Annotated in this window: 19 protein-coding genes; 9 read left to right on the forward strand and 10 right to left on the reverse strand. The window is 61.7% G+C overall.

Translation table 11 applies throughout. The features are described 5' to 3' along the window. Positions 1 to 14 precede the first annotated feature (14 nt). From EII26_RS03335 to EII26_RS03370, 8 genes are all read left to right on the forward strand, one after another. Complete coding sequence (locus EII26_RS03335) at positions 15 to 1,220, forward strand: ABC transporter substrate-binding protein (RefSeq protein WP_124887731.1); 1,206 nt, start codon at positions 15 to 17, stop codon at positions 1,218 to 1,220. Positions 1,221 to 1,482: 262 nt separating this feature from the next. Next, entirely contained in the window at positions 1,483 to 2,343 is an 861-nt protein-coding gene (locus tag EII26_RS03340; RefSeq protein ID WP_124887732.1) for a branched-chain amino acid ABC transporter permease, read from the forward strand. Positions 2,344 to 2,356: 13 nt separating this feature from the next. After that, positions 2,357 to 3,370: a branched-chain amino acid ABC transporter permease gene (locus tag EII26_RS03345; protein WP_124887733.1), complete on the forward strand. Its 1,014-nt coding sequence runs from the start codon at positions 2,357 to 2,359 to the stop codon at positions 3,368 to 3,370. Further along, positions 3,367 to 4,149 (forward strand): ABC transporter ATP-binding protein, encoded by a 783-nt coding sequence (locus tag EII26_RS03350; RefSeq protein ID WP_124887734.1) that lies wholly within the window; start codon positions 3,367 to 3,369, stop codon positions 4,147 to 4,149. The genes EII26_RS03345 and EII26_RS03350 overlap by 4 nt, the downstream gene beginning before the upstream one ends. Next, positions 4,149 to 4,889, forward strand: coding sequence for an ABC transporter ATP-binding protein (locus EII26_RS03355; RefSeq protein WP_342447297.1), 741 nt, complete (start codon positions 4,149 to 4,151; stop codon positions 4,887 to 4,889). The genes EII26_RS03350 and EII26_RS03355 overlap by 1 nt, the downstream gene beginning before the upstream one ends. Positions 4,890 to 4,891: 2 nt before the next feature. Continuing rightward, a complete protein-coding gene (gene allB / locus EII26_RS03360; protein WP_124887736.1) occupies positions 4,892 to 6,250 on the forward strand; it encodes an allantoinase AllB in 1,359 nt (452 codons plus the stop codon). A gap of 45 nt (positions 6,251 to 6,295) precedes the next feature. Further along, positions 6,296 to 7,813 (forward strand): amidohydrolase family protein, encoded by a 1,518-nt coding sequence (locus EII26_RS03365; RefSeq protein ID WP_124887839.1) that lies wholly within the window; start codon positions 6,296 to 6,298, stop codon positions 7,811 to 7,813. After that, a complete protein-coding gene (locus EII26_RS03370; RefSeq protein WP_233572578.1) occupies positions 7,744 to 8,652 on the forward strand; it encodes an amidohydrolase family protein in 909 nt (302 codons plus the stop codon). The genes EII26_RS03365 and EII26_RS03370 overlap by 70 nt, the downstream gene beginning before the upstream one ends. 177 nt (positions 8,653 to 8,829) lie before the next feature. Here the strand turns inward: EII26_RS03370 and EII26_RS03375 are convergent, their stop codons facing one another. The 9 genes from EII26_RS03375 to EII26_RS03415 form a co-directional block, all read right to left on the reverse strand. Further along, complete coding sequence (locus tag EII26_RS03375; protein WP_233572579.1) at positions 8,830 to 10,419, reverse strand: HAL/PAL/TAL family ammonia-lyase; 1,590 nt, start codon at positions 10,417 to 10,419, stop codon at positions 8,830 to 8,832. 87 nt (positions 10,420 to 10,506) lie between these two features. Further along, complete coding sequence (locus tag EII26_RS03380; RefSeq protein ID WP_233572580.1) at positions 10,507 to 11,469, reverse strand: 4Fe-4S dicluster-binding protein; 963 nt, start codon at positions 11,467 to 11,469, stop codon at positions 10,507 to 10,509. Positions 11,470 to 11,647: 178 nt separating this feature from the next. Further along, positions 11,648 to 12,082: a hypothetical protein gene (locus EII26_RS03385; protein WP_233572581.1), complete on the reverse strand. Its 435-nt coding sequence runs from the start codon at positions 12,080 to 12,082 to the stop codon at positions 11,648 to 11,650. Positions 12,083 to 12,302: 220 nt separating this feature from the next. Beyond that, positions 12,303 to 12,560: a hypothetical protein gene (locus EII26_RS03390; protein WP_124887738.1), complete on the reverse strand. Its 258-nt coding sequence runs from the start codon at positions 12,558 to 12,560 to the stop codon at positions 12,303 to 12,305. 5 nt (positions 12,561 to 12,565) lie between these two features. After that, positions 12,566 to 13,987 carry a sodium:solute symporter family protein gene (locus tag EII26_RS03395; RefSeq protein ID WP_124887739.1) on the reverse strand — a complete coding sequence of 474 codons (1,422 nt, stop codon included), beginning with the start codon at positions 13,985 to 13,987 and terminating at the stop codon, positions 12,566 to 12,568. 85 nt (positions 13,988 to 14,072) lie between these two features. Continuing rightward, positions 14,073 to 16,346 carry a xanthine dehydrogenase family protein molybdopterin-binding subunit gene (locus tag EII26_RS03400; RefSeq protein WP_124887740.1) on the reverse strand — a complete coding sequence of 758 codons (2,274 nt, stop codon included), beginning with the start codon at positions 16,344 to 16,346 and terminating at the stop codon, positions 14,073 to 14,075. Continuing rightward, positions 16,339 to 17,205 (reverse strand): FAD binding domain-containing protein, encoded by an 867-nt coding sequence (locus tag EII26_RS03405; protein ID WP_124887741.1) that lies wholly within the window; start codon positions 17,203 to 17,205, stop codon positions 16,339 to 16,341. Before EII26_RS03405 ends, EII26_RS03400 begins: the two co-directional genes overlap by 8 nt. Further along, the gene (locus EII26_RS03410; protein WP_124887742.1) at positions 17,175 to 17,654 is read right to left on the reverse strand and encodes a (2Fe-2S)-binding protein; all 480 of its coding nucleotides are present in this window, start codon (positions 17,652 to 17,654) and stop codon (positions 17,175 to 17,177) included. The genes EII26_RS03405 and EII26_RS03410 overlap by 31 nt, the downstream gene beginning before the upstream one ends. A gap of 20 nt (positions 17,655 to 17,674) precedes the next feature. Beyond that, positions 17,675 to 19,183 carry an HAL/PAL/TAL family ammonia-lyase gene (locus EII26_RS03415; RefSeq protein ID WP_124887743.1) on the reverse strand — a complete coding sequence of 503 codons (1,509 nt, stop codon included), beginning with the start codon at positions 19,181 to 19,183 and terminating at the stop codon, positions 17,675 to 17,677. A gap of 432 nt (positions 19,184 to 19,615) precedes the next feature. On the opposite strand from EII26_RS03415, the gene EII26_RS03420 reads away from it, so the two are divergent. Beyond that, a complete protein-coding gene (locus EII26_RS03420) occupies positions 19,616 to 20,359 on the forward strand; it encodes a GntR family transcriptional regulator (protein ID WP_158612128.1) in 744 nt (247 codons plus the stop codon). Positions 20,360 to 20,589: 230 nt separating this feature from the next. Here the strand turns inward: EII26_RS03420 and EII26_RS03425 are convergent, their stop codons facing one another. Next, positions 20,590 to 21,729 (reverse strand): hypothetical protein, encoded by a 1,140-nt coding sequence (locus EII26_RS03425; RefSeq protein ID WP_158612129.1) that lies wholly within the window; start codon positions 21,727 to 21,729, stop codon positions 20,590 to 20,592. Positions 21,730 to 22,048 lie beyond the last annotated feature (319 nt).

The raw sequence follows: 22,048 nt of genomic DNA on the forward strand, positions 1-22,048 counted from the left end.
AGCGTGTTTTTGTAATGGGTAAGTTCTGTGTTGGGTCTCGTAAGGTCCTCGCGTCGCTTCTGGTTGTCCTGCTTTCCCTGTCGCTCTGCGGAGCCGCGCTGGCGGCGGAGAAGGAACTGAAGATCGGAGTGCTTGGCGTCATGAGCGGCCCGGCGGCCTCCTGGGGGCTGGTCAATCGCTACTGCGCCGAGGCGTCCGCCAAGATGATCAACGACAAGGGCGGATTCCAGATCGGGGAGGACACCTACAAGATCAAGATCGTCGCGGTCGACGACCGCAACGATCCCAAGGTCTCCGTGTCCGGCGCCGAGCGGCTCATTTACGAGGAGGGGATCCGCTACATCATCGGTCCCAACATCGACCCCACCTCCATGGCCATCGTCCCCGTGATCGAGAAGGGCAAGGCCATCAGCATCCCCTACGCCTTCTCCAAGAAGCTCTACACCGCCCCGGCCAGCAACTCGATCCTGGGCATGATCGCCTCCTACCAGGCCGGGCCCGTCATCTACTCCTATCTGATGAAGGAGAAGGGCATCAAGACCATCGCGTTCGTCGCGCGCAACGACTCCGAGTCCCTCAACCAGAGGGAGGAGGGCGTCGAGGCCGCCAAGAAACTGGGGCTGGAGATCGTCGCGGATAAGGACACCTACGAGCCCGGCACCACGGACTTCTTCCCCGTCATGTCGAGCGTCGTCGGCAAGAAGCCCGACCTGCTGGTGCTCTCCGGAGCCGCTCCCGCGGACACGCCCCTTCTGATCAAGACGGCGCGCGAGCTCGGGTTCGAGGGGATCCTCAGCACGGAGACCGCCCAGGACGCGAAGGTGATCGCGGAACTGGCCGGCGATGCGGCCAACGGATTCATCTCCGTGGGCGGCGCGAGCACCCCCGAGATCCGCAGCGACTACATGGAGGAGTTCATCAAGGAGTACGAGAAGGTCGCCGGCGAGTGGAACGACGAGGCGGGGACGAAGGTCTACGCGCTCGAGATCATCCTGAACACCCTCAAGCAGGCCGGTCCCGAGGCCATCGACGACGTGGAGAAGTTCAAGGCCGCCATGGAGACCTTCACGATGCCCAACCCCTACCTGAAGGACAACAGGCCCCTGCACTACATCGGCACGCCCTACTTCGGCCAGAAGCGCCAGATCTCCATCCCCATGGTCGTCACCGTCTTCGAGGGCGGGGACTTCAAGACCCTCTTCGTCGGCAGCGCGGAGTAGTGTCGGCCCTCTGAGAGAACGGTCGCGTGTCTTAGCCCGCCCTGCCCGCATACGACTTGGGGAACGGGATAGGGCTGTTTTCCGAGGCGAAGGTGTTTTTTGATTTTTTCTTTCGCCGGTTTGGGAGGCTTCGGGGCGCGCTTTCGAAGTGCGCCTCGAAGCTTGTCGAGATATCTTGGTGTCGGACGGCGTTCTCCCCTGGCAGAGGACGTTTCCGGCGGAACGATCCGGGGCCTCGCCGTCCCGGTAGGAGGGATTGTCTTTGGGACAAGTATTGTTTAACGGACTGTACACAGGGGCTCAGTACGCGTTGATCGCCCTGGGGCTGACGCTGATCTTCGCCCTGATGAACGTCCTCAACTTCGCTCACGGACAGCTTTATGTCCTGGGCGGATTCGTCACCTATTACATCTACGGCGGCATGAAGCTGCCGTTCTTCGTCGCCCTGATCGCGTCCGCACTGACCCTGGCCGCGGTGGGCTGTCTTTTCGAGCTTTTCTTCTTCCGTCCCGTTCTTCGTCGCAGCGCCCGCGAGGAGAGCTCGATGCTTCTCTCCGCCGGAACGGCCATGATGGTGGAGAGCCTCGTCCTCATCTTCTTCGGGGAGAAGCACCGCGGGGTCCCCGCCGTCATCGGCGGGGTCTTCAACGTAGGCGGCGTCTTCATCCCCAAGGGAAGGCTTCTCGTGATCGGCCTCTCCTGCCTGTTCATCGCAGTATTCATCCTTTTCATGCGCTACACCCGTCCCGGCCGGGCCCTGAGGGCCATGGCTCAGGACGCCGAGACCGCCCGCCTGATGGGAGTCAACGTGGGACGCTACGCCATCCTGGGTTGGGCCCTCGCGGCGATGCTGGCCGGCCTGGCGGGCGCGATGCTGGTGCCCATCTCGGGGGTCAACGCGGGGCTGGGGCAGTGGATCTCCGTCAAGGCCTTCATCATGGTCATGATCGGCGGGGCCGGAGCCATCTCGGGGGCCATACTCGGCGGGCTCACTCTAGGTATGCTCGAGTCCTGGGGCTACTACTTCTTCCCCGGCGGAGAGACGTACCTGATCATCTTCGCGGCACTGATCGTCTTCCTTGCCCTGCGTCCGAACGGCCTGATGGGCAAGGCCGTCAGCTAGGGAGGGCGAACTCATGAAACCGAAAAAAATCGCGCTGCTCGCGCTGTTTTTGTTGATCTATCTCGTGGGGATCCCCCTCGTCCTCAAAGGGAAACCCTATTTTCTCGGGGTCCTGACCACCGCGTCCGTCCTGAGCGTGATCAGCGCCGGCGTCTGGCTGATCTTCTACATCGGCCGCATCAACATCGGTCAGGGAGCCTTCACCCTGGTGGGGGGCTATACCTCCGCCATCCTGGTCTCCCGGCTGGGTTGCTCCTTCTGGACCTCCCTGGTGGGCGCCGTCGTCGTGACGGTGTTGCTCAGCATCCTGATCGGGATGCCCCTGCTGCGCCTGAAGGGCGTCTATTTCTCGATGATCACCCTGAGCCTGACGGAGACGGCGCGTTTGGCGGCCCAGAGCTTTCCCTCGATCACCAACGGGGCCAAGGGCATCCTCAACCTGCCTCTGCCCGGGGCGCTGAAGATCGGCGGGCTGACCCTCGTGCCCGATTTCGCGACGGTGGACAAGCACCTGGCCTTCTACTACCTCGGTGCGCTCCTCCTCATCGTGGGGTTCGCCGTGCTCTACAGGATCGTCAACAGCCGCCTGGGCTGGCTCTTCCGATCCCTGCAGCAGAACGAGGACCTGGCCTCCTCCTTCGGGGTCGACGTCCCCAGGCTGCGCGTGATCGCTCTGGCGATCTGCGCCGCGTTCGCCGGGGTCGGCGGCGCGTTCTTCGTCGCCATGCAGCAGTCCGTCTATCCTGCGTCCTTCACCGTTCAGGACTCCACCTACTTTCTGCTCTACTGCTTCCTCGGCGGCCTGGGCAGCGTCTGGGGGGCGCTCGTCGGGACGTTCGTGCTCTTCATCAGCTTCGAGATGCTCCAGGGGCTCAACCAGTATCAGCCCCTCATCTACTCCCTGATCATGATCGGCATGATGCTCTGGCTGCCCAACGGGCTTCTGAGCCTCAAACTGCCCTGGGGGCGCAACCATTTCGTCTGCGCGGATGACTCTGCCCCGGAAGAAAGGGAGGTGGAGAGATGAGCGCTCCGCTCATGGAGGTCAGGAATCTGACCAAGCGCTTCGGGGGACTGGCGGCCGTGAACGACGTCTCCTTCTCGGTCACGGAGGGGGAGATCCTGAGCGTCATCGGCCCCAACGGGGCGGGAAAGAGCACGCTCTTCAAGCTGATCTCGTCCTTCCTCTCCGTCAGCTCCGGCAAGGTCGTCTATCGGGGGGAGGACATCACCTCGATGTCGCCCCATCTGGTCGCCCGCAAGGGAATCGTCCGGACCTTCCAGGAGACGACGATCTTCCGCAACATGACGGCCATCGACAACGTCGTGGTGGCCCACCACCTGCAGAGCACGGCATCCCTGCCCGGCTTCTTCCTCGGGACTCCGGCGGCGCGGAGCGACGAGGCCCGTTTCCGGGAGAGCGCCGCGGAGATCCTCGACTACCTGGGGCTCGGGGATGTGAAGGAGATGCTGGCCTCCACGCTGCCGCACGGCTACCTCCGCGCCCTGGGCATCGCCATCGGGATGGCGGCCCGACCGAAACTGCTGCTTCTGGACGAACCCTTCGCCGGCATGAACTCCGACGAGACGGAGCACGCGATGCAGATGGTGCGCGGCATTCGCGACCGGGGCGTCACGGTGCTGCTGGTGGAGCACGACATGCCCGCCGTCATGAGCATCAGCGACCGGATCGTGGTGCTGAACTTCGGCAAGAAGATCGCGGAGGGCGTCCCTGCCGCGATACAATCGGACGAGGCGGTTATCGAGGCCTACCTTGGCCGTGAGGATGAGGAGGTGGGGTTCTGATGCTGGAAGCCAAGAATATGAACATCACCTACGACTGCGTTCGGGCGCTTCGCGGCGTCTCCGTCTCGTTGAAGAGCGGGGAGATCGTGACGCTCATAGGGGCGAACGGGGCGGGCAAGACCTCGGTGCTCCGCGCGATCACGGGGCTTCGCCGTCTGGACTCCGGCGAGATCACCTTCGAGGGCGAACGGATCGACCGCCTCTCGGTGGAGGAGATCGTGGAGCGGGGGATCACCATGGTCCCGGAGGGGCGTCACGTCTTTCCGCTGATGACGGTCAAGGACAACCTGCTGATGGGGGCCTTCCTGCGCCGCAAGCGTGCGGAGATCGAGGAGTCCCTGGAACAGGTTTTCGCCCGTTTCCCCCGGCTCAAGGAAAGGATCGGCCAGATTGCGGGGACCATGAGCGGCGGCGAACAGCAGATGCTCGTCATCGGCCGCGGGCTGATGGCGCGTCCCAAGCTCCTGCTGCTGGACGAGCCGTCGCTGGGGGTGGCGCCCATCTTCGTTCAGGAGATCGCCCGAGCCATCGTCCAGATCAACCGAGAGGACAAGGTCGGCATCATCCTGGTGGAGCAGAACTCCCGCATGGCCCTTAAGATCTCCCACCGTGCCTACGTGATGGTGACGGGACGGGTCGCCCTGGAGGGCGATTCGGCGGCCCTGCGCGACGACGAGCGGGTGCGCAAGGCCTACCTGGGCGGAGAGGTCGATGGCTCCACATCGTCCTCAAACAACTGACCATGAACACAAGCCTTTTTTCCTGTACGATCACGAACGGCCTCGTCGCGACCCCCTCGGGGGTCGTCGAGGCCGATATCGGAATAGCCGACGGTAAAATCGCGGCCCTGGCCGCCAGAGGAATGCTCGGCGGGGGGGAGCGCGTCCTCGACGCGGCGGGCAAGCTGGTTCTGCCGGCTGTGGTCGACGCACACGTCCACTTCAACGACCCGGGGCTCCCCGAACGCGAGGACATGGCGACGGGCACCGCCGCGGCTGCGGCCGGCGGGGTCGGTACGGTCGTCGACATGCCGCTCTCCGGCGCTCCGGCCGTGACCTCGGTGGAGACTCTGGAGCTCAAGAAACGCGCCGCCGCGGAGCGCGCGGTGGTGGACTACGCCCTGTGGGGCGGTCTGGTGGACGACAACGTCTCTGAGCTGCGCGCGATGCGTGATGCCGGGGCGATCGCCTTCAAGGCGTTCACCTGTTTTGCGGGCAACGATTTCCCCTACGCCCGGCCGGAGGTCCTCTACCGGGGCCTGATCGAGGCGAAACGGAGCGATCTTCTGGTGGGCGTTCACTGCGAGGACGAGGGCCTGACCTCGTCCCTGGAGCGGAGAGCCCGGGAGGAAGGGCGCAGCGGCGCACGCGACTTTCTGGACGCCCACGCGCCCGTCACCGAGCTTCTGGCCGTCGACGCGCTGCTCGAGATGGCCCGCTCCACGGGGGCTCGGGTGCACATCTGTCACGCCACCCTGCCGGAGGTCATCGACCGGGCCTCCCGGGCCCGGGGGGAAGCACGGGTCACGGTGGAGACCTGTCCCCACTACCTGATCTTCTCCGACGCCGATCTGGATCGCCTGAAGGGCGTCCTGAAGTGCACGCCCCCCGTGCGGAGCCGCGAGAGCATCGAGGGCCTCTGGGAGCGCGTCCTGAACGGTTCGGTGGACGTGATCTCCTCGGACCACTCGCCCTCGACGGCGGCGCAGAAGAACCCCGCGAGCGGCAGCTTCTGGGACATGTGGGGTGGGGTGCAGGGCGTTCAGACGATGCTTCCGGCGCTCTTCACCCATGGCGTGAAGCGTCGGGGCATGAGCGTGGAGGCCCTGGTGCGTCTGGTCTGCGAGAACCCCGCGCGCCTGATGGGCCTCTATCCCCGAAAAGGGGCCGTCCGCATCGGCAGCGACGCGGATCTCACGATCCTGGATCCGGATGCGCGGTGGACGCTGGCCCCCGAGATGCTGCTTCACAAGAACAAGCACAGCCCCTACATTGGGATGGAGTTCGAGGGGCGCGTCACGGCGACGCTGGTGCGTGGTGCGGTCGTCTTCGACGGGGAGAAGATAACGGCGTCACCGGGGACGGGGCGGCTTTTGAGCTGAGCCCCGTCCGGGGGCACAGCGATGGAACGGGAGAGTCGGAATTTGATGACTTTGGATGGGACCAGGAAGCACGCGGACCTCGTCCTGAGACGGGGTACCGTGATCGCGATGGACCCGAAGCGGCGCATTCTGGAGAACGCATCCGTGGCCGTGGAGGGAACGCGGATCGCGGCCGTGGGTCCCGCGGAGGAGATCGAGGCGGCCTACCGGGCCGAGAGGGAGATCGACTGCCTTCACAAGGCGATTCTGCCGGGACTGATCGACGCCCACGGACACGCGGGGCACGCGCTCCTCAAGACGATCGGTGCGGACACCCGCAGCCATTGGATGCACATCGCGACGCCGACGTACCATCACTACACGACGGACGAATTCTGGTACGTCGAGGCGCGCCTGGCGGCGCTGGAGCGTTTGAAGATGGGGGTGACCTGCGGAGTCAGCGTCATCAGCTCGGCTCAACGCAGCGACGACCCGATATTTGGAAGCAACAACGCACGCGGTTACGCCGACGTGGGCGTTCGGGGGATCGTGGCCGTCGGCCCCTGCAATCCGCCCTTCCCGCGGAAGTTCAGTCGGTGGAGAGACGGCGTCCGCCACGAGGTGGAGGTCCCCTTCGAGAGGATGATGGAGGGGGCCGAGGCCGTCATCGAGGCTTGGAACGGCGGGGCCGACGGGCGCATTCGGGTCTTCATTGCGCCGTTCGTCCTGTTGACCTCGATCTTCGGTTCCGGTCCCTCGGCTGCGGACGTCGCCGTGGCCCTGTCGGATCACGACCGGCTGATGATGCGCCGGGTCCGGGAGGTTGCGGCCAAGCACGGGGTCCGCATTCACACGGAGGCGTTCGGCGGCATGATCCGTCTCGCGCGGCGCTGCGAGCACGCCCTCCTGGGGCCGGATGTGCATATCCAGCACTGCACCGGCATCTCCTTCGAGGAGGCCATGATCCTGGCGGAGACGGGGACCCACGTGACCAGCGCGCCCGGCTACGGACAGATCAACGGGCGTTGTCCGATCCCCGAGTTGATCGGGCTGGGGGCCAACGTCGCGATCACGACGGACGGGAACTCGCCGTCCACGCCGTTCGACCTCCTTCAGGCCGCCCGGCAGACCCAGCTGATCCAGCGGATGCTCTGCCGCGACCCCTTCCTGATTCCCAACGGCAAGGCGCTCGAGATGATCACGATCGATGCCGCCAAGGCGCTGGGCTGGGACGACGAGATCGGCTCGCTCGAGCCGGGGAAGCAGGCGGACATCGCCGTCATCAACCTATGGCAGCCTCACCTGGTCCCCAACGTCATGCCGGTGCACCGCGTGATCTGCGAGTCCGTGGGGCACGACGTGGAGACCGTCGTCGTGGCCGGACGCGTGCTGATGGAGGGGCGCCGCGTTCTGTCCGTGGACGAGGACGAGGTGCTGAGCGAGGGGGAGGCGGAGGCTCGCCGTCTGATCGAGCGCGCCGGATTGGAACGGCACATGGCGTTGCCGAGTACCTTTTGGGGGCACGCACAGGGCTGGCTGGACGAGCAGCGGGTGGATTACGACTCGCTCCCGAGCCGGCCTTAGGCGGCTTTCGGGCCCTTGTCGGGAAAGGAGCGGCTTTCGGAATTGAGGACAAAACTGAGCGCAAAGTACATTGTGGCGTTCGTCTGCACGCGGCCCAGGGCTCCTTCGAGTACGGCTGGATCCGTAGGAAACAAGGGCTCACGCCGCTCCAGTATCTGGACAAGATAGGCTTTCTGGGCCGGACGACGTTGATCCCGCACGCCCTGTACGTTCCGGGATACGGCGACATCCAGGATGGGCCTTCGGGCGACGACGTGGCGCTGCTGGCCCGCACGGGGACGACCGTCATCCACTGTCCCCTGGTCTACGCCCGATCGGGGGTGGCGCTGGAATCGTTTGGGCGCTACCGCAGGGCGGGGGTCAACATGGCGATGGGCACGGACACCTTCCCGCCCGACATGTTGGCGAACATCCGCATTGGCAGCATCATGGCGCGCCGCGTCGATCGTTCCCTGGAGGGCAACACCTACGCGGACTTCTTCGAGGCGGCCACCCTGGGGGGCGCGCTGGCTCTGGGCCGCGAGGACCTGGGCCGCATCGCGGTGGGGGCACGGGCGGACATGATCGTCCTCGACCTCGACGGGCTGGACGTCGGTACGATCGACGACCCGCTGCGGACCATCGTCAACTCCGGGACCTCGCGGGAGGTGCGCCATTCGATCATCGATGGCCGCTTCGTGATGCGCGACCGCGTGATCCCGGGCGTCGACGAGGCCGAACTGCGCGATCGGGCGCAGGCCTATTACGAGAAGATGCGCATGGGGTACTGGGAGCGGAGCGATGGGTCTTTGCCCCCCGAGCGGCTCTTCCCCGGCTCGTTCCCGGAGGAGGGACGATAGCCGCGGCAGGGGGACCGTTTCGTTCGGCCGGAAAAGGCGACGGACGCGGGGCGACGACCCCGCGTCCGTCGCCTGGCCCTGCCGGTCCGCCACCCGCTCCCCCCGGGGAGGCCTTCGGCGTATTGGAAATGGCTTGGGGCGGCGGGAGCCGGAGAGGGCGGGACCGGAAAATTTTCGTCAGAAGCGAAGAGGGCCGGCAAACGCTTCCGCCCTGTCGAGGATCGTCCCGTCCCGTATCAGTGCGGCGATGTACTCCATGTCCTCGTGCATGGCGCGATCCTTCGTCAGGAAGGGCACCTTCTCGCGCACGAGATCCCGTACGGCCTTGGTCGCGGGGGAAGGGTTCGGGTCGTCGTAAAAATCCTGTGCCTGGCAGGCGTTCATCAGTTCGATGGCCAGGATGTACCGTGCGAGCCCGACGCTTTCGTAGGCTTTGATGGCGGCGTTGTATCCCATGGAAACGTAATCTTCCTGAAGGGCGCAGGTCGGCACGCTGTCCACGGTCGCGGGGTGGGCCTTCAGTCGTATTTCTCCGAGCAGCCCGGCCGCCGTGTACTGGGGAATCATGTAGCCGTTGCTTATGCCGGGGGTGGGGGTCAGAAAGGCCGGAAGTTCGCTGACGTGCTGATTGACCAGCCGGTCCAGCCTGCGTTCCGACATCTTGGCCAGATTGCCCATCGCGATGCAAAGGACATCCGCGGCGGTTCCCGCATAGGCTCCGTCGCAGTTGCACCCCATCAAAGCCGTTCCGGCACCGTCCTCCGTCTCGAAAATCTGCGGGTTGTCCACCGTGGAGTTCAGTTCGATCTCCAGCGTTTCCACGCTGTCGCCGATCAGTTTGCGGACCGCGCCATGGAGTTGGGGGATGCAGCGCAGGGAGAGGGCATCCTGAACCCTGTAACCAGCGTATTTTTTTTGTATCCCGCTCCCCTCCAGGACCTTCCGGACGTTCGCGGCGGCGGCTCCCTGGTTGGGGTGCGGCCTGGTCCCCATGAGCATTTCATGCATCGCGCCCAGGTTGCCTTTCAGTCCCTCGAGGGACATGGCCCCGATCACATCGCTCGTCAGGGCGAGGATGGAGGCGTCGTAAGCGGCCAATGCGGACAGCGCGGTGACCGAAGTGGTCCCCGATACCAGGCTCAGCCCCTCCTTGGCTCCGATGTCGATGGGTTGGATTCCGGCCTGCACGAGCGCGTCGCCGCCCCGAAGTCGTTTCCCTCTGTACCAGGCGCTGCCCTCGCCGATCAGGACGAGAGCGATGTGCCCTTCCAACCCGAGATACCCGACCGAACCGTGCCCCGGGACATGGGGCACAATGTCGGCATTGAGCATGCGCCTCAAAACCTCCACGGTCTCCAAACGTATTCCGGTATGCCCCGTTCCCAAATGTTGAAGCAGAACCAACATCATGGCCCGGACGCACTCTTTTTCGAGCGGTTCTCCCACGGACACCGCGTGGGACAAAATGGTGTCGCGCTGAAAACGAGCGCGCTCTTCCCTACTCACATAGTGATTGACATTATCGCCAAGCCCGGTGGTGACGCCATAGACCACTCGTTCCTCGTCGGAGAAGCGCTCCACCAACCTGCGGCAGGCAGAGACCCTTTCTTTGTATTCCGGGGAGAATTCGACGTGCGCTCCGCAGCGGGCCACCGCCACAACGTCCGAAAGCGCCAGCCGATCTCCCAGCGTGACCGTCCCGATCTCTCCCGCCCGCATTTTCGTCCCCTTTCGTTCGATGCCGAATCGTGCTCGATGAATCTTCAATCCTCAGAAACAAGGCCATGGGCTCCATTCGGCGATCTTTCCAGGCTCACGCCAAACCTCCGGTGCCGGTGCCGTGGGGCATAGGGCCTATTGGGCCTTGACGATGGATATCGCGCCCTTGGGGCAATTGTTCATGCAAATGGTGCAGCCCCAGCATTTTTCCCGATCGAAGGAGATCCTTTTTTCGGCATCCTGGGTGAAGGCGCCGAAATTGCATATCCTGGCGCATTTTCCACAGCGGATGCAGGCTTCTTCATCCCAGACGATGTCGTAGATCTTTTTGGGCCAAAGCCCCTTCGCTCCGATCTGCTGCGAGGAACGAATCGGGTAACAACAGCATCCGCAACAGTTGCAGATGCCCCACTCGGTCTCCGTGGTCTGCATCAGTCCGTTTTTATTGGCCATGCGCACCAAGGCCTTGGCCTCTTCCTTCGTGATGAGCTTGCCGTGCCCCCTGTCGTAATCCGAATTGATCGATTTGTAATGGAAGCCGAGGCAAACATTCGACGGTTTCCTGCCCTCGCACTTCAAAGCAAGGGCCTTGCAGTTGCAGGGAAAAACGCAGAACTCCTCCTGCTCCTGCCGATCGATCAGGGCCAGGGTCTCCTCGAGCGTGTAGAAAAAAGCATTTTCTATGAGCTTCGAGGGATTGCGCAGGGATTCCTCGAGTCGGGGCTTTGCCTCCTCCGCGTACTTGTTCACGTACCAGACATCGATTTTTTCCCGGACCTCCGCAGGAATTTTTTTCCAGGCTTCCGGATCGTATTGAGCCAGGTAGGTGATGCATTTGGCGAAGGTGCCCACCTTGTAGCCGATCTCTCCCAGTTCCGCGGTCTTGTTGAATATTCCCCGGGAATAGGCGTCCTGGGTGTAGGCCTGGGGATCTTCGACAATGGGCTTCAGGAGACGGAACAGGTCCTCGGGCAGATAGCTCCCGGCCCCCATGAGCTCGATGGCCTTGACATCGGTATCCGTCAGGTAAACCTCTATGAACGGGCGGGCCTCCTCCGGAATCTCGAAAGTTTCGACGATCGTTTCCCAGATCTTCATTCCCTTCACTCCTCCCTCTGCCATGATTGATGGGCGTTTCTCTTGGGCTGTATTTTTTCTTCCTGCTCGTTCGCAAACGGAGTGCACCGATACGATGGGGGCAGGGAGTCGTTTTCACGATGGTTTTATCCCTCGTTTGCCGGCGTCCGGCCGGTAAGGACGCCCACGCTTTTCCCCGTCAGAAGGTGCGCTTCACGGTGCACCCGTCCGCAGGAAAGGGGATGTACCGGACTTTGGCCCCCTCGCGAAGTTCTCCGTAAAAGGCGACATGATAAGGCCTGAATACGCTCTCGATACTCTCCACCTCCAGGGTGATGTGTCCGCCGATCCGCCTTTTCAGGATCCTTCTGGCCAAAGCATTGCCCCGGACGGCCAGAGCCGAGTCCGAAAAATCCGAAAGCTGGATCTGTTCCTCGTCGACATCCATGTCGGTTATCTCCACCCCTTGGGGATCGTAATAGGAGACCCCGCAAGTGGAGCCGTTGGCGATCATCTGAATCAGAAAGTCGGAGTGCCGACCGGACTCCGACCTGCGTACGATTCGGGAGATCCAGTTGGGTGCGGACGAAACTCTGTACGTGATGATCTTGTTCTCGATATAGATCGTCTTCATGTGGACCGCGACGTCTTTCCCGAGGAAAAGACGCCCGAAGAAGCCGTTGCCCCTGCTCGCTTTCTTTTGTGCCTCTTCCAGGCTCAGCTTTTCTGCGAACGCTCGAATTTTCATCTTGGTCTCCACAGTCCCGTTCGAAAGCATGAAAGGACGTCGCCCGCGAGGGGGCGACGAGGATTCAATACAGTCCCTCGTGGGGCGGGCGACGTCCTCAAGGATTTTACCTGGATGCGCTCTTCCGGGTTTGGCGGGAGAAGGAAAAGACCTCCAGGATGTATTTCAGAAAGATCATTGTGGTCACGCCCAACGTAAAATAAGGGGCCACGGTTCCGATCATGAAATCGACGTCGTACAGCAGGCAGTACCCGAAGACGAGGGCTTCGACGAAGTAGAGCAATACCAGAAAACCGTCCAGGCCGGACCATTGGATTTTCTCGTCGCCGACAGAGGGGGTCGTATTGAGTTTTTCGTCCTGCATTGTCGTCAGCCTCCTATAATGATGTTCCTGCGATCGCTGATATCCGTGCCGAATCGATTGCCGACAAACCAGGCGAGGAAGGAAACCGGAATCGCCGCCAGCAGTGGCTCGAGCGTTCCCAGGCCCCCAGGAAGCGGGATGGGATGCTGCCTGATGACGATAAACGTCAGGCACCCCAGGACGAGGGAGCATCTTCCGGACCACACCGTCTTTTTCCCCTTGTACATGATGGCCATGAGGACGGGTACGAAGGCGGTGGACATCCAAAGGCTGGAGAGGAACACGACGGCGTCGAAGACCATCTTGAACCGGAAGGCGAGGGTCAACCCCATCCCTCCGAGGAGCAGGGCTCCGATGCGGCTCAGGGTTATCAGTTTCTTGTCGTCCACGTCTTTTCTGAAGAATATTCTGCCATAGATATCCTTCGCGAGCGTCGTCCCGCCGATCAGGTAGTAACTGTCGAGGGTCGAGATGACGGCGCCGAACAAGCCTATGATGAAGAGTGCGCGGACGCCTTGGGGGAGTTTGGACAGGACCATGTGGACGTAGGCGACCTCGGGGATGGCGTCCGGGTGAAGAACCCTGGTGATGACGCCGCACATGATGGCGACGAGGTCGAAGCCCAGCCATATGACGAAGCAGGTCAGCATGGCGCGGCGGCCCGTCCTGGCCGAATTGGAGGCGGAAAATCTTTGATAGAAGCTGGGGTCGGCATAGACGTTCAGACAAAGTCCGAGCAGCATGGCCGCTTTTGTGAAGGGCATGCCCGCTATGGGATGCACCAGTTCGGGCTTTGAGGCCAGTGCCGTCCGAATGCCCTGCATGCCGCCGGCATCGGAAAAAATCTGGGGAAAGACGACGCAAACGCTGAATACCATGAGGAAGAAGAAGATCATGTCGGTCACCGCAACGCCCATCAGGCCTCCGAGGACGGTCAGCAGAAGGGTGATGACGACGACGATGAGGCCGATCAGGAAGCGGTTGGCGTTCCAGGCGGCGATGCCGATATAGCCGGTGGCGGTGATCTCCGCTATGGACGTGCAATAGAAGAACAGAAGACAGGAGCAGAAGACGGCCGCGAATTTACCGTAGTGGGCCTGAATCATATCCGGGATCGTCACGTCCGCGCGGATATGGATTCTGGGACCGACCCACAGCGCCAGCGGAAAACGAACGGCATGGGCTCCGAAGGACCAGATGAACCATGAGGCAAGGCCGAATACCGAGGCGTAGCCGATCGTTCCCACAACGCCCGTTCCGCCGTACCACGAGGCCATCAGCGTCCCCACGACCAGGGACCAGGGCAGACTCCGGTTCGCCAGGTAGTAACTTTCCATATCGGTGACCGCCTTCGAGAAGTAGGCGCCTATGGCGACGATAATGACCACTGCTGCAACGATGACGATATTGTCCACGACGTTTAACATGAGATCCTCCTCCTGCCTCTGCTGCTCTTTTCTCTCGGTGCGCCTGGGAGCTTACGGCATGAAGATGCAGTGCGAGTCCTGTCCTCTACCCCTCCCTCCTCTCGGTCTCGAGCTGTCGGATGGCGGTGACGATACGCTCCGGGGTGGCCGGGTAGACGGTGATGTTCGTCCCGAGGCCGAAGTTGATGGCGTTCAGGACGGCGGGGGCGGGGGCGACCGATGCCAGCTCGCCGACGCTCTTCGCTCCGAACGGCCCCTCCGGTTCGTGTGCTTCGATGGTGCGCACCCTGACCTGCGGCATGATGGGGGCGTTGATGATGTGGTATTTCGAGAAGTTCCGGGATCGTACATAGCCCTTTTCGTCGACGGCCAGGTTTTCGTAGAGTGCCATTCCCAGGCTGAACTGGGCTCCTCCTTCGATTTGCCCCTCCACCAGAGTCGGGTTGATGTTCTTGCCCACGTCCTGGACCGCAAGCAGATCCGTGATCTCGACCAGTCCGGTGAACCTGTCGACCTTCACCTCGGCAAAACATGCGCTGTAGCTCCCGGGATTTGCGGGGGCCTCGTAGTGCACGTGCTGATCGAGCGTTTTCAGAAGTTCTCTTTCCGAGAGCGCGGCGACCTCTCCGTAGGAGAGGGACCGACCGTTCTCCGTGTTGCGGATGAATCCGTCGTCGGTGACGACGTGTTCCCGGACGGAGCCGGTCAATCTGCAGTAGCAGTCGATGAGCTCGTTCTTCATCCGTTCTCCGGCCATTTTTACGGCTCCTCCGCAAACGAACGTCACCCGGCTGGCCTGGGTCCCGGCTGCGTCGTAGGGGGTAATGAAGGTGTCCGCCTCGGTTACGGATATCCTCTCGATAGGCATGTCCAGGACCTCGGCGGCGATCTGCCGCATCGATGTCAGGGTGCCGCAGCCCTGTTCGTGCAGGCCGACCCTGAAGATCGCGTGGCCGCCCTTTGTCATGGAGACCAGGACATCGGTGAACTCCGGATAGACCCCCATGTAGCCATTGCCATGGACGCCGCAGGCCATGCCGACGCCGAAAGCGTAGCGCGGGGTGTTCCGCTCCCTTACGTTTTTTCTGCGTTCGAGCCAGCGGAATTCCTTCATGCCCAGCTCGATGCAGTCCCGGATCCGGGCGTTGCCGACGGACGGGGCCCCGAGGGGATCCTCCATGCCCGGATAGACCAGATTTTTTAGGCGGAATTCGCAGGGGTCCATTTTAATTTTCGCGGCGGCATTGTCGATATTGATCTCGGTCAGCCCCTGGAGCTGCGGGGAACCGTATCCGCGGCACGCTCCGCCGATCTGGGTGTTGGTGTAATAGGACCTTCCGCGGAAGACCTGATTTTTGATGTCGTAGAGACGAAAGGCCTTCTTGCCTATGGTGGTCACGATCGCCGTGGCGTTCGTATAGTACGCTCCGCCGTTGATATCCGCCTCGATGGACCGGCCCAGAATGCGTCCGTCCTTACGGATGGCCGTTCTGATCCTCATCTCCGTGGGATTGCGGACGCGGGTTGCGACAATCGCGTCCTGCCGGTCCATCCAGAGCTTTACGGGGCGTTTGAGGGTGTGGCTGGCAAAGGCGCACACCGGCTCCAGGATGGAATTGCTTTTTCCTCCGAAGGAACCGCCCATCGTCGCCTTGATGACTCGAATCCGCTCGAGGGGGATCGACAGGCAATGAGAGATGGTGTACTGCGACAGCGTTATGAACTGGCAGGGCGTCCAGACGACGAGGTTGCCGCCGTCGTCGATCTCGGCAAGGCAGATGTGGGGCTCCATTGCAGCGTGGTGTATCCGTGGCGTGGATCCCCGGTCCTCCACGATGTAATCCGCCTGCTTCAAAGCCTCTTCCCAGTTGCCGCAGCTGTATTCTTTCTGAAAACACAAGTTCGACCGGCCGTGTATTTTGACGCGGTCCCTTTTGGCTTCCTCGATGCTGACGACGGCCTCGAGGTCGGTGTACTCCACCTTGAGGCGAGAGAGTGCCCGGTTGACGGCATCCATGGATTCTCCGACGACAAGCGCCAGGCGGTCCCCGACGAAACGCGCACGTTCGTTCAGGATGTATTCGTCCTCCGGGGTCTCGAAGCCCTTGAACCATTTTCGGTTGGAATTGTATTTGACCTTCGGGACGTCCTCGTGGGTAAAAATCTTTACGATCCCCTCCGTCTCGAGGGCCTCCGTTTTGTCGATGCGGATGTCCGCATGGGGCCTTTCGCTCAAGAGGAGTTTGGCGTGGAGCATACCGTAACGGTTCATGTCGCAGATGTATCGTGTCCTGCCGGTGGCTTTTTCGACAGCGTCCTCCAGCACCAATCTCCTTCCTACGTATTTGAGGTCATTCACGGCCCATTCCTCCTTCAAGGGCAAGGCAGTCGTCGATGGTATCCTCGAGCAGGCCGATGGCCGCTTCCTTTTTGTAATGCCTGGACGCCCGCGTCGGGATCAGGGTCTCGATCTGTCGCCGGATTGCATCTTGAAGGCCATGGACGACCTCTCCCCTGAAGGGCCTGCCTTCGAGGGCCGCCTCCAGCAGGGAGGCCCGAACGGGCTTCGGCCCTACGGCGCCGAGGCAGATGACGGGATTCTTGATCCTTTTGCCCTCCTCTTCGGCGATCAGACAGCAATTCAACTTGGAGATCGCTACGGCCTTCCGTGACCCTATCTTGGCAAAGCCGGACAGGCCGGCGGGGATGGGGACGATGAAACGCGTGATGACCTCGTCTCGAGCCAGGGTCGTCTCGCCAAGGCCGATCACGATGTTATCGATCCTGTCCTTTCGCAGCCCCTTGCTGCCGCTCAGAATTTCACAGAGGCTCCCGCAGGCCATCAGGACGGTCAACAGGTCGGCGCATTGGGAGGCGTTGGCTACATTGCCGCCGATGGTGGCCCGGTTTCTGATCTGTGTCGAGCCCATCCGGGAGGCGGCCGTCCTCATGGCGTTGAGGGATTGTACGACGAGGGGGTTTCGGGCCAGATCGGTCATCGTGACCGCAGCGCCGATGCGCAGTGAGCCTTCATCCTTGTCGATGTCCGAGAGGGATTCCACCCTCGACAGGTCGATCAGGTTGAAGTCGAAGGTCTTTTGCTTCCTCAGCTTGATCGTCAGGTCGGTCCCTCCCGCGACGAAGAAGGTGCCGGGGTCCGCCCGGGAGAGGAGGCCGGCGAGTTCTTCTATCGTTCGGGGCGCTCGGTATTGTCCCATCGCACCAGTTCCTCCACAGCTTTGACGATCTTCTCATAGCCCGTGCAGCGGCAGAGATTGCCCTCTATGGCCCTGCGGATCTCCCACGATGTGGGATGCGGATTCTCCATAAGGAGCGCCTTGCAGGACAAAATCATGCCCGGAGTACAAAAGCCGCACTGGATGGCTCCGTTCCGTACGAAGGCCTCCTGGAGCCGATCCAGATCTCCCGATGGCGCCAGTCCCTCGATCGACACAATCTCGGTTCCATCGATCTGTCCCGTAAACACGGTGCAGGAGGTGACGGCCTTTCCGTCGAGAATCACGGTGCATGCGCCGCATTCCCCCTCGGAACACCCCTCCTTTACGCTGGTGATCCCCAGGTCGTTGCGAAGAAAGTCGATCAGTCTCTTTGTGGGGGAGACCTTTCGGGTCATCGAAGTCCCGTTGATCTTGAAGGAGATATCCATGACGTTTCCCTCCGGTCGTGTCATCGCACGTCTGCAACGGCCTTCAACAGGGCTCCCGAAGCGATCAGGCGACGAGCCTTTTCGATATCGTCGGTCAGGGGTCTGTCGGTCACGTAGAATGCGATGGATCGGCGAACCTCGGCATGGCAGGCCTTTGCGGCTTCGCTGATCCGTTTATCCCCTCTGAAGTCGAGGGCCTGAACGGCGTGCATCAGTTCCATCCCCAGGATGTAACGCAGGTTGTCCAATACTTTTCGGATCTTCTGGACGACGAAGGGGGCGTTGGTGAAACGGTCCTCGATCTCGCCCGCAACGCAAAATCCGTCCATGGAACTCGGGTTGATGAGATTTCTGATCTCGTTGTCCAGGCTGACGAAAGTTTTTTGCAGCGTCCCGAAACAGATGGTTCGGGGATGGGGGGAAAGAAATCGCGGAAGCCCCGAAAATGCGGGGGTGCAGAGTTTTATGGACCTGAGGCAGGATGCCTTCGACACGTGGGACAGGGCGATCCCCAACATTTCGAAGCCCAGCACCCAGGGCAGAGGTTCGAAATTCGCGCACGAGACGATTCTGCCTTCTTCCAGCAAAAGACAGGGGTTGTCGTCGGAGGAATTGATTTGGACGGTCAGCAGTGAGCGCACATAGTCGATCGCCTCCCGGACCGCTCCATGGACGTGTGCCGCGTCGCGGAAGCACAAGGGGTCCTGCAAAGGCCTGTCGGGGTCCTCGTCGTAAATGTAGCTGCCCTTCAGATACGAACGGATCTTCGCGGCGCTCTCGTTCTGTCCCTTGAATGGGCGGACGGACTGAACTTTTGGGTCGAGCGGCGTCGTGTTTCCATTGAACGCCTCCAGGGAGACGGCGTAGACGATCTCCGCGGTCTCGATCAGTTCCTGCAACGCATGGAGAACCAGGGCTCCCTGGCCGGCCGCGAGGGCGTTGGAGCTGATGATCGCGTGGCCGTCTTTCGGCCCCGTGGAGATCGGCTCCAGGTTCGCCTCCCGAAGGGCCTCGGCGGCCGACATCCTTTTGCCTCTGTAATGGACGTTGCCCTCTCCGATCATGGCGAGCCCGAGGTGGGCCAGGCTGCCGATATCCGCCTCGCCCAGCGATCCGCGTTCCGGAATGACCGGGTGGATGCCCTCGTTGAGCATCGCGGCCATCAAGACGGGGATGTCCGGGCTCGAGCCCGTACATCCCCATAGGAGTGCGTTCAGCCTCACCGCCATGGTCGCCCGGACCTCCTGTTCGGAGGCCTCCGGGGGAATGGCGATGCAATGGGAGCGAATCATGTCCGTGTTGAATTGCCTGTAGAAATCCCTTTCGATGCGCACGTCCTTGTTCCATCCGACCCCCGCGTTGAAGCCGTAGATGGGCTTTTCGCTGTCGCACAGCTTGTGGACCAGCTCTCTGGACGCCTTGACACGCTCCATGGCCTTGGAGTCGATGCCGACGAGGGCCCCGTGATTTGCGATATTGGCCAGGTCGGTGATGGATAGGCTCTTTCCGTCCAGAACGACACAATCCATAATAGGATCCTCCTGAAGCGAACCCGGATATCGACCTTCATCTCCACGGACGAGACGGTCCGCCGGCGGGGATAAGGGGATGGTGGTATCCATAGATTTGTGATGCCGTCAGATGTGAAGAAGCTCAACGATATGCTGTATATCGCATGATAATTCCAATTTAATTTCTTGTCAATAGAAATACCCATTTTCCGGGAAAGCGAAATGCTTTTCCTGCCGCTTAAAAAAGCGATGCTCTTGACCTTGAGGGGGGCCGCGTGGGAAGATAGCGAAGGCCCGCGACGCGGAGCTTGAGATGCGTCATGAGTCCGGCATCGAGTCCAGGGGAACCGAAGGGGATACCCGGAAGCCCTGATGTTGCCGATCCCATTGGCGGCGTCGCGGGAGGAGGCCTATGCCGCTTCGAATTTGTGGTGCCGGAGGCATTTCCCCATGAGATTCGATCGTCCCACCCCATTGAGGAAGCAGGTCTACGATTATCTGCGCGAACTGCTGATCTCGGGCAGGCTGAAGGCGGGAGAGTTTGTCAATCAGGCCGAATTGATGGCCAAACTCGACGTCAGCCGAACGCCTCTGCGCGACTCGCTGATGCAGCTGGAGGCGGAGGGTTTCGTCTCCATCATTCCCTGCAAGGGGGTGGTGGTCAATCCTCTGACCCGGGACGTGATCAGAAATATCTACCAGATATCGGGAGCCTTGGAGGCCGCGGCGTTTGAGATGGTCTTTCCGATGGTCGGGGAGCTGGAGCTGAAGAGGATGGAGGAGATCATCGAGAGGACGGAGGCCCTGATTGCCGAGGGCGATTACAGCCGCTGCCACGAAAACAATCTGGCGTTTCACGAGGTGGCGCTCAATCTCTGCGACAACGCCGAATTGCTGCGGATTTTAAGGAGCAACCGGGAGCGCCTCTATCATTTTCCGATCTGGGCGACCCGCGAGCTCTCCTCCGAGTCGGCGGACCTGTCCCTATGGGAGAGGGAATATTGGGTTCAGCACCGCAGGCTTCTTGCTCTTTTCGCCCGCGGCACGGCGCGCGAGGTCGCCGACTACGTGCGTTACGTGCACTGGGCGTTCGAGGAGGTCGAGAGGCCGATCATCAGCTTCTATTGCCTGGACGAGGGCACGGGAGAGCAAAACGCGGAGCCCGCGGATAAGTTATTGCCAAAGGACGGTTGACCGGTTTTGTATCCGATGATGGTTTCACTATGACTGTGCTACGCTATACAAGTTGTGTAATCGCAAGTCTTACCTGTAAGTCATTGCCATACTCCACATGACAAAGGGCTGTTTATGACTCATTGGCAATGAGCTTGGAGTTTTTTTGCGCTTCTCCGGCCGGGGTCGTTGCGGGCGCAAAAAAGAGGGGAGAAGCCTCGGGCTTCCCCCCTCGCGGCATCGTTCCTCTCTCAGCCTCTCCGGCGCCGTATCGCTCCCTGCTGGAGCTCCCGGACCAGGTTGATCCTGAAGACGTCGGCAAACTCGTCCAGGTTGCAGCAACTCAGCTCGTAGCGGGCCGAGAGGTTGTCGGCCGGGGCCAGGGTGTCCACGCTGACCAGCATGGAGGTGTTGCGGTTCAGCCCCAGCACCTTCGAAACCCGGGAGTATTTGGGGAGGAAGTCCATGTACTCTCCGGTCTTGGCCTCGATCCAGAAGATCCTCTCGCCGATGCTCAAAAGGAGGTCGAGCTCGAAGTCCTCCTCGCCCGGCAGGATGATGCGCGGGTTCTTCATGAACGCGTAGGGGAGGTCGAGCGTTGCGGGGTGCGTCGTGAGGATGGAGACGACCTTGTCGCGGATGAAGTGCTCGAGCCACCCTCCGGTGAGGAAGTTGATCGCCGTCGGCGTACGGTTGACGCGGGCGACGATCTTGCAGTGAGGGGCCCGCCGGTAGGTGTACGAGGCCAGAAAATCCACCTCCTGAAGCATCCGGCAGAAGTTCAGGGTATGGGTCACGTCGCGGCTGTGCAGCCCCGCCATGGAATAGGAGAACTCCTCCCCCTCGTTGAGGGTGGCCTTCAGGGTGTCGTAAAAGGGAAGGACGTAGGAGAGGTATTTCCCCAGGAAGGCCGCGAGTTGCGAAACGCGCGGGTCCAGGTCGGACTCGTCGGGTATGGAGACGATCTCGACGCCGCGCCTCTGGAGATATCGGGCGAGCCCCTCCAGCTTTTTGACGGAGAACTGCCCCCCGGCCTCCTGTTCGGGGTCGGCGCCGCCCATGACGATGGTGCTGGAGAGCACGCTGGGAAAGACGGCGGAGCCCTCGTCGAGCGCCTCCTCCACGTGGCGCACCATGTTGGGGGAGAGCAGCTCGATGTGCCGTCCCATGCGTGAGCTGGAGAGGGTGCGCAGCAATCCCGCCGCCTCCAGGTTCTCGAGCTGGGCCAGCAGGGAAGGCTTGCCTATGGACAGAGCCTGAGCCAGCTGATTGATGTGGATCAGCCCCTCCTCCCTTCCCTTCAGGACGTCCATCAACACGAAGAGCATGCCCAGCGGAGCAAAGCCGTGTAGCGAGGACATCATCTGTACGGACCCATATTCGGTGGGCACATAGGGATTCTTTTTCCTCCTCCCCCGGCCCGCTCCCTCCGGCGTCGGCAAGGGCTTTGGGGGGACGGCTGAAACGGACGGAGCAGGGGAAGGCGGAGGTGTTCCGGTAGGGTTTTTATTCCCGGTATCGCTATCGGAACTCCTGTTCGAGGTGTCTTTATTGATTCCGGTATTGTTTTTATTGCCGATTTTTCGCCCCTTCGAGGGGCGCGCTTCCCGGAACGAGGAGGGGCGGGGTGGAAGCGCCTCTTTTTTCTCGGTATTTTTAATACCGGTATTGCTTTTGCCGTCCTCTGACAGAGGATCATTCCTTATACCG

The sequence above is a fragment of the Fretibacterium sp. OH1220_COT-178 genome (genome assembly GCF_003860125.1).
Lineage (GTDB): Bacteria > Synergistota > Synergistia > Synergistales > Aminobacteriaceae > CAJPSE01.

What these genes read in the sequence shown, in the direction of transcription:
- EII26_RS03415 (WP_124887743.1), bottom strand. Translation starts at nt 19,183, where the DNA reads ATGGATTGTGTCGTTCTGGACGGAAAGAGCCTATCCATCACCGACCTG.
- EII26_RS03355 (WP_342447297.1), top strand. Translation starts at nt 4,149, where the DNA reads ATGCTGGAAGCCAAGAATATGAACATCACCTACGACTGCGTTCGGGCG.
- EII26_RS03410 (WP_124887742.1), bottom strand. Translation starts at nt 17,654, where the DNA reads ATGGATATCTCCTTCAAGATCAACGGGACTTCGATGACCCGAAAGGTC.
- EII26_RS03420 (WP_158612128.1), top strand. Translation starts at nt 19,616, where the DNA reads ATGAGATTCGATCGTCCCACCCCATTGAGGAAGCAGGTCTACGATTAT.
- EII26_RS03385 (WP_233572581.1), bottom strand. Translation starts at nt 12,082, where the DNA reads ATGAAGACGATCTATATCGAGAACAAGATCATCACGTACAGAGTTTCG.
- EII26_RS03405 (WP_124887741.1), bottom strand. Translation starts at nt 17,205, where the DNA reads ATGGGACAATACCGAGCGCCCCGAACGATAGAAGAACTCGCCGGCCTC.
- EII26_RS03380 (WP_233572580.1), bottom strand. Translation starts at nt 11,469, where the DNA reads ATGAAGATCTGGGAAACGATCGTCGAAACTTTCGAGATTCCGGAGGAG.
- EII26_RS03350 (WP_124887734.1), top strand. Translation starts at nt 3,367, where the DNA reads ATGAGCGCTCCGCTCATGGAGGTCAGGAATCTGACCAAGCGCTTCGGG.
- EII26_RS03335 (WP_124887731.1), top strand. Translation starts at nt 15, where the DNA reads ATGGGTAAGTTCTGTGTTGGGTCTCGTAAGGTCCTCGCGTCGCTTCTG.
- EII26_RS03345 (WP_124887733.1), top strand. Translation starts at nt 2,357, where the DNA reads ATGAAACCGAAAAAAATCGCGCTGCTCGCGCTGTTTTTGTTGATCTAT.
- EII26_RS03390 (WP_124887738.1), bottom strand. Translation starts at nt 12,560, where the DNA reads ATGCAGGACGAAAAACTCAATACGACCCCCTCTGTCGGCGACGAGAAA.
- EII26_RS03395 (WP_124887739.1), bottom strand. Translation starts at nt 13,987, where the DNA reads ATGTTAAACGTCGTGGACAATATCGTCATCGTTGCAGCAGTGGTCATT.
- allB (WP_124887736.1), top strand. Translation starts at nt 4,892, where the DNA reads ATGAACACAAGCCTTTTTTCCTGTACGATCACGAACGGCCTCGTCGCG.
- EII26_RS03365 (WP_124887839.1), top strand. Translation starts at nt 6,296, where the DNA reads ATGACTTTGGATGGGACCAGGAAGCACGCGGACCTCGTCCTGAGACGG.